Consider the following 5149-nt stretch of genomic DNA (forward strand, 5'->3'; position numbering starts at 1 on the left):
GTGTGACGCAGGCTCCTATGAATGCTGACAATTTTGCGCGCCTCTGTCGCGCCGACAAGGACGCCATGGTCGCCGCATTCTTCGATCCCGATGCCGAAACTGCGGTTGGCACGCTGATAGGCTCGCTCAACCTTGACGATGCACGGCTTGCAACCTTGCGCCAGATTCTCGACGGTGCGCTCACTGATGCCATGTACAACCTGTTGGTTGCGCTAGACGGCGGTGCTTCGATTGGCGACGTCCAGCAATCGTATGATCTTCGCGACGAATCTGGGGCAACGATCACTGGCGATGGTGACCTTGAATCTGCTGCTTTTGTGGCCTTTCACGAATCGTGACCTCTACGCCGCTTCAGCGTCACACAACATGGTTTTTACGCTAGGCCTACGGCACACCGCTGTCGTTTGTTCAAGCCTCCCTCTGATGGTAAGCTTTACACTTGTTCAAACATGAATGGCATCGCAACGGCGGTGTCGTAAAAACCTTCCGTTACACGACCTAATCGATTGGTGATTCACGCCGATGAAGCTCTACATCACCCGTGACAGTGTTGCCGCCGGTGATGACGTTGATGCCCCGCACGCTCGCAACTCGTCGGTTCCCGATGACGCTGACGTTTCCCAAATTGTCGCTGCGTGTCTTGCCGCCTCCCCACTTCCGTCGATCGCCGGTGGGGATGCATCGTGGGCGCTGTCGTCCGGTGTTCCGCTTGCTGTCATCGCGCAACAGTGGGCGTCGCCAAAACTTGTCTCGCAGTTCCCACCCAATCCAAATCGCCTCGACCTAACCGACGGCACCTTGCGATTGCATTTCACATACTTCGCACAACAATCTCCAGATGACGTATTTGCTGTGCTTGAACGACTTCGGCTACACGCACAATAATGGTGCCGGTCGTGTAACATGGTTTTTACGCAAGGGCCTTCGGCACACCTTCCAACTTTGCCAACGCGGGCTGGCCTTGGTACAATTTTTCGTAGTTCAAGCATCGTTCGCTTCGTTTAGGGCGGTGTCGTAAAAACCTTCCGTTGTACGCCTCAGGTCAATGGGCATCACTGACATCGAAACCGTGCTGTCGTTTCAGTTGCCGGATGAGCATCGCGAGGCACTTCTGGATGCGTCCGACCCAATCCACAACGCTTGCGACTTTCTCGTTGTCGATTCGCCGCACAAACTTCTACGGTTTCTAGATACCAACATTGACCTGCGATCTTCTGATCGTCGCGACCCGTGGCCTGACTTCCTGATCGCATTTGCGTCCAACAGCTGCGGGGACTACTTCGCCTACGATACTCGTTGTTCTCCCTACCTCATTGTCTACATTGATCCCGACAACACCGTCGCTGACAATCTCACGCAGGATGACGGCTTCACATTTCCATCATTTTCCGAATGGCATGCTGCAAAATGCCGCCAACTCGATGGTATCAAGGACGGCGATTGTCCGGGGCTACTCGATGGAGACTGATTTGGTAGCGCGACGGCGTACAACATGGTTTTTACGCTAGGCCTGCGGCACACCTTCCATCTTTGGCAACGCGGGCTGGCCTTGGTACAATCTTTCGTAGTTCAGGCATCGCTCGCTTCGTTTAGTGCGGTGTCGTAAAAACCTTCCGTTACCGGACGCTCGCCGAACGGCGCTGACCTCCTTTGGTCGCGCGTTTTCTCCCTTTATGCTTCTGTGGCCTTGGAGCGTCGATCGGGTGGTCTCCGCGCAGCGGCGCGCGATATCGAGCCCTGAATTGCGTTGGAGCATGAATGTTGTCGCGGCCGTGCGGACCATTGGCGATTTCAGCTATTCGCGTTTATTTGCGTCCATTCGCGGTTCTCTATGCTCGTTGCGCTGTCCCTGCGACCTCATTCGGATGGAGAACTTTCTGGTAGTTCACGCGTCCGGTAACATGGTTTTTACGCAAGGCCGCGGCTTCGTCATTGGGGCATCCTTTGGTTTGCAATGTCCTTCGCTTCGGCGACGAGCCTCGGTTTGCCGCGCCGCGGACACCGCCTCTTTGGCAACGCTTGTTCTTTTTGGTAAACTGATTGCTGTTGCGACACTTTTTGACTTCGGAGAGAAGCGGTGTCGTAAAAACCTTCCGTTGTGCGAACCTACTCAATCCGAATGGAGAATCCAACAGGCACCATTTCGTTCCGCTTATCAACAAAACTCCAACTCTCTTGCACAGACCCGAACTTCTGGGACATCGTTCACGAACACGGCATTGAGGTGGATCGTTTATCTGGCTATGACCACGAGATGGTTGACGCCTTGGTCGATTGGCTCGCTTCAGAGTTCCGAATTTCGTCACTGCGCACCGCCCGCGTTGCCTGCGCGCCCGGCACTCAATTCTTGGGACTTTTCGACCAGCACGACCTAAACGTTTTGCGAACAAGACTTGCGAAATACCCAAACACAAGTGCAGCATCGGTCTTCGACGCATACGGTCTATCCATTGCGATCTCGCCGCATGATGGTGACTGGATGGGGTTCTTCTCGCGGCAATCCGACCACCTAAAATCGCACGATCACAAACTGCTGATAGTCTGTACTGAAACGGATGCCGATTACGCAGTGTAACGGTTCGCACAACATGGTTTTCACGCTAGGCCTCCGGCACACCGCTGTCGTTTGTTCAAGCGTCCCTCTGGTGGTAGAATCTCTTGTTGTTCAAACTTGAATGGCATCGCAACGGCGGTGTCGTAAAAACCTTCCGTTAGGCGTACCTAGATGAATGAATCCACACTCCGTGATTTCTTCTCTGGCGATGCATCGCTCCAAGAACTGGTCGCCGATCTCCACGGTGCGATCACCGACGATGGCCACGGCGTTCGTCGACACGCTATTGTTGACATGGACACCGAATTCGTCGTCCTCTCGTCCCACCTTGCCCGTATCTGCGACGCCTTTCTCGCCGGTTCTTTGAATCACGACGATCTCCGCGCTATCGGATTCTGTATCGTCGCGTCCGACAACTTCGACTATGACACTGATTGCGACGATGGCGCTCGCGTCGCAGACGTTGCAATTGATTGGTCTACCCCTGAAATCAACTTCCCGATCGACTCCGATCATGTCGCCAAGTGGAAACTGTATCTCGAAACAGGCGCCGATACACTGCGCCACCGGGACGCCTAACATGGTTTTTACGCAAGGCCCCGGCTTCGTCGTTGGAGCATCATTTGGTTTGCCTGTTTACTCGCTTCGGTGACATTTACTGGTTTGCCACGCCGCGGACACCGCCTCTTTGGCAACCTGGCTTTCTTTTGGTAAACTGTTTGGTGTTGCGACGCTTTTTGACTTCGGAGAGAAGCGGTGTCGTAAAAACCTTCCGTTGCACGCACGAAGTTATTGATGTGGCGAATCCCAACCGAAACTGACGTGGAGCACCGTCTCAAAATCGACGGCGGCAAACCACTTTTTGCTTGGCTGGATTTCCGCCTGCTTCCGGCCGAGGTTTCACATGGCATCACGCTCTCTACTGCGTGGGTGGATTCCGCTGACGACCGTTGGTTGACCGCAATCGAATCCGCTATCACTCAGTTTGTTGCTGCACGGGAAAGCGCAGGCCGCCCAGTTGGACGCACTGCAATCGAGATGTCTCGCGTGATTTCCCATCCGGTTGACACTGATGATCATGCTGTGACCTACAACATGCTGCGCGCTCTGGAGGCCCAGTTCGAGCAACACGAAGTGGAGACTCAACCGTAGCGTACGGCGTGCAACATGGTTTTTACGCTAGGCCTTCGGCACACCGCTGTCGTTTGTTCAAGCCTCCTTCTGTTGGTAGAATCTCTCGCTGTTCAAACTTGAATGGCATCGCAACGGCGGTGTCGTAAAAACCTTCCGTTGGCCGACACAGAGATTGCATGTCCGAGTATCCATCGCAGGTTCAGGCTTTTCACGATGCGCTCCAGCGGTTCGTTGCGGTTCGCGATGTTGACACTGGGCTGAAGGCCGTCGACGAAATTGAAACTTCCGTCTACTCGCTTCCCGGCGAATTCGGCGATTTTCCCCACACTCTACTTCGACGGACCGACGGTGGCCTGCCCAATGAGGCGTGGGCTCACACTGAATTCACGTTGACCGCTGACTCCAACGGGTGGCTCACACTCGAGTTTCTCGCATGGTGGGTGCGTGACCTTTCGCGTTCGGGCGACCAAATACAACTTCGACCAATGGCCTTGCCGCCCAAGGCTCACGAAATACAACTTGGACACACACTGAAATTCATTATTGACCATTTTGCAATCACCGACGGTCAATCGCCTGCTGCCGTACTCGACCTGCTCGCTGAACGCGCGAAATCGCTGTCGGGTAACATCGACGACTACGGCGATTTACTTTCGCACCTCACCAGCGCGTAGTGTCGGCCAACATGGTTTTTACGCTAGGCCTTCGGCACACCTTCCTTGGTTGGTCACGCGGGCTGGCGTTGGTACAATTTCCTGTAGTTCAGGCATCGTTCGCTTCGTTTAGGGCGGTGTCGTGAAAACCTTCCGTTACACGACCTAATCGATTGGTGATTCACGCCGATGAAGCTCTACATCACCCGTGACAGTGTTGCCGCCGGTGATGACGTTGATGCCCCGCACGCTCGCAACTCGTCGGTTCCCGATGACGCTGACGTTTCCCAAATTGTCGCTGCGTGTCTTGCCGCCTCCCCACTTCCGTCGATCGCCGGTGGGGATGCATCGTGGGCGCTGTCGTCCGGTGTTCCGCTTGCTGTCATCGCGCAACAGTGGGCGTCGCCAAAACTTGTCTCGCAGTTCCCACCCAATCCAAATCGCCTCGACCTAACCGACGGCACCTTGCGATTGCATTTCACATACTTCGCACAACAATCTCCAGATGACGTATTTGCTGTGCTTGAACGACTTCGGCTACACGCACAATAATGGTGCCGGTCGTGTAACATGGTTTTTACGCAAGGGCCTTCGGCACACCTTCCAACTTTGCCAACGCGGGCTGGCCTTGGTACAATTTTTCGTAGTTCAAGCATCGTTCGCTTCGTTTAGGGCGGTGTCGTAAAAACCTTCCGTTATGCGGCTTGAGAACTCGTTGTTGGACGGGGGCCACGTCGGGTGAACGCGTGCTGGAATTTGGTGAGCGGGGCGGTTGCTGGGATGCTGTGTCGAGGCTTACTCACGTTTG

General features: G+C 54.7%; 8 protein-coding genes. All 8 read left to right on the top strand.

Annotated features, from left to right (window positions below; all coding sequences use genetic code 11):
* Positions 1–338, top strand: a 338-nt coding sequence (locus tag CA13_RS14255) for a hypothetical protein (protein ID WP_419194349.1), incomplete at its 5' end; no start/stop codon positions are given.
* 184 nt (positions 339–522) lie between these two features.
* A complete protein-coding gene (locus tag CA13_RS14260; protein WP_146397695.1) occupies positions 523–885 on the top strand; it encodes a hypothetical protein in 363 nt (120 codons plus the stop codon).
* 160 nt (positions 886–1045) lie between these two features.
* On the top strand, positions 1046–1468 hold the full coding sequence (locus CA13_RS14265) for an SMI1/KNR4 family protein (protein ID WP_146397697.1): 423 nt from the start codon (positions 1046–1048) through the stop codon (positions 1466–1468).
* A gap of 630 nt (positions 1469–2098) precedes the next feature.
* Entirely contained in the window at positions 2099–2575 is a 477-nt protein-coding gene (locus tag CA13_RS14275; RefSeq protein WP_146397701.1) for a hypothetical protein, read from the top strand.
* Between the two features lie 150 nt (positions 2576–2725).
* On the top strand, positions 2726–3133 hold the full coding sequence (locus CA13_RS14280; protein ID WP_146397703.1) for a hypothetical protein: 408 nt from the start codon (positions 2726–2728) through the stop codon (positions 3131–3133).
* Positions 3134–3349: 216 nt separating this feature from the next.
* A complete protein-coding gene (locus CA13_RS14285; RefSeq protein ID WP_146397705.1) occupies positions 3350–3706 on the top strand; it encodes a hypothetical protein in 357 nt (118 codons plus the stop codon).
* Between the two features lie 158 nt (positions 3707–3864).
* Complete coding sequence (locus CA13_RS14290; protein WP_146397707.1) at positions 3865–4362, top strand: hypothetical protein; 498 nt, start codon at positions 3865–3867, stop codon at positions 4360–4362.
* A gap of 168 nt (positions 4363–4530) precedes the next feature.
* Positions 4531–4893, top strand: a complete 363-nt coding sequence (locus CA13_RS14295; RefSeq protein ID WP_146397695.1) for a hypothetical protein — start codon at positions 4531–4533, stop codon at positions 4891–4893.
* Positions 4894–5149: the final 256 nt, after the last annotated feature.

The organism is Novipirellula herctigrandis (genome assembly GCA_007859835.1).
In the GTDB taxonomy this organism is placed as follows: domain Bacteria; phylum Planctomycetota; class Planctomycetia; order Pirellulales; family Pirellulaceae; genus Novipirellula_A; species Novipirellula_A herctigrandis.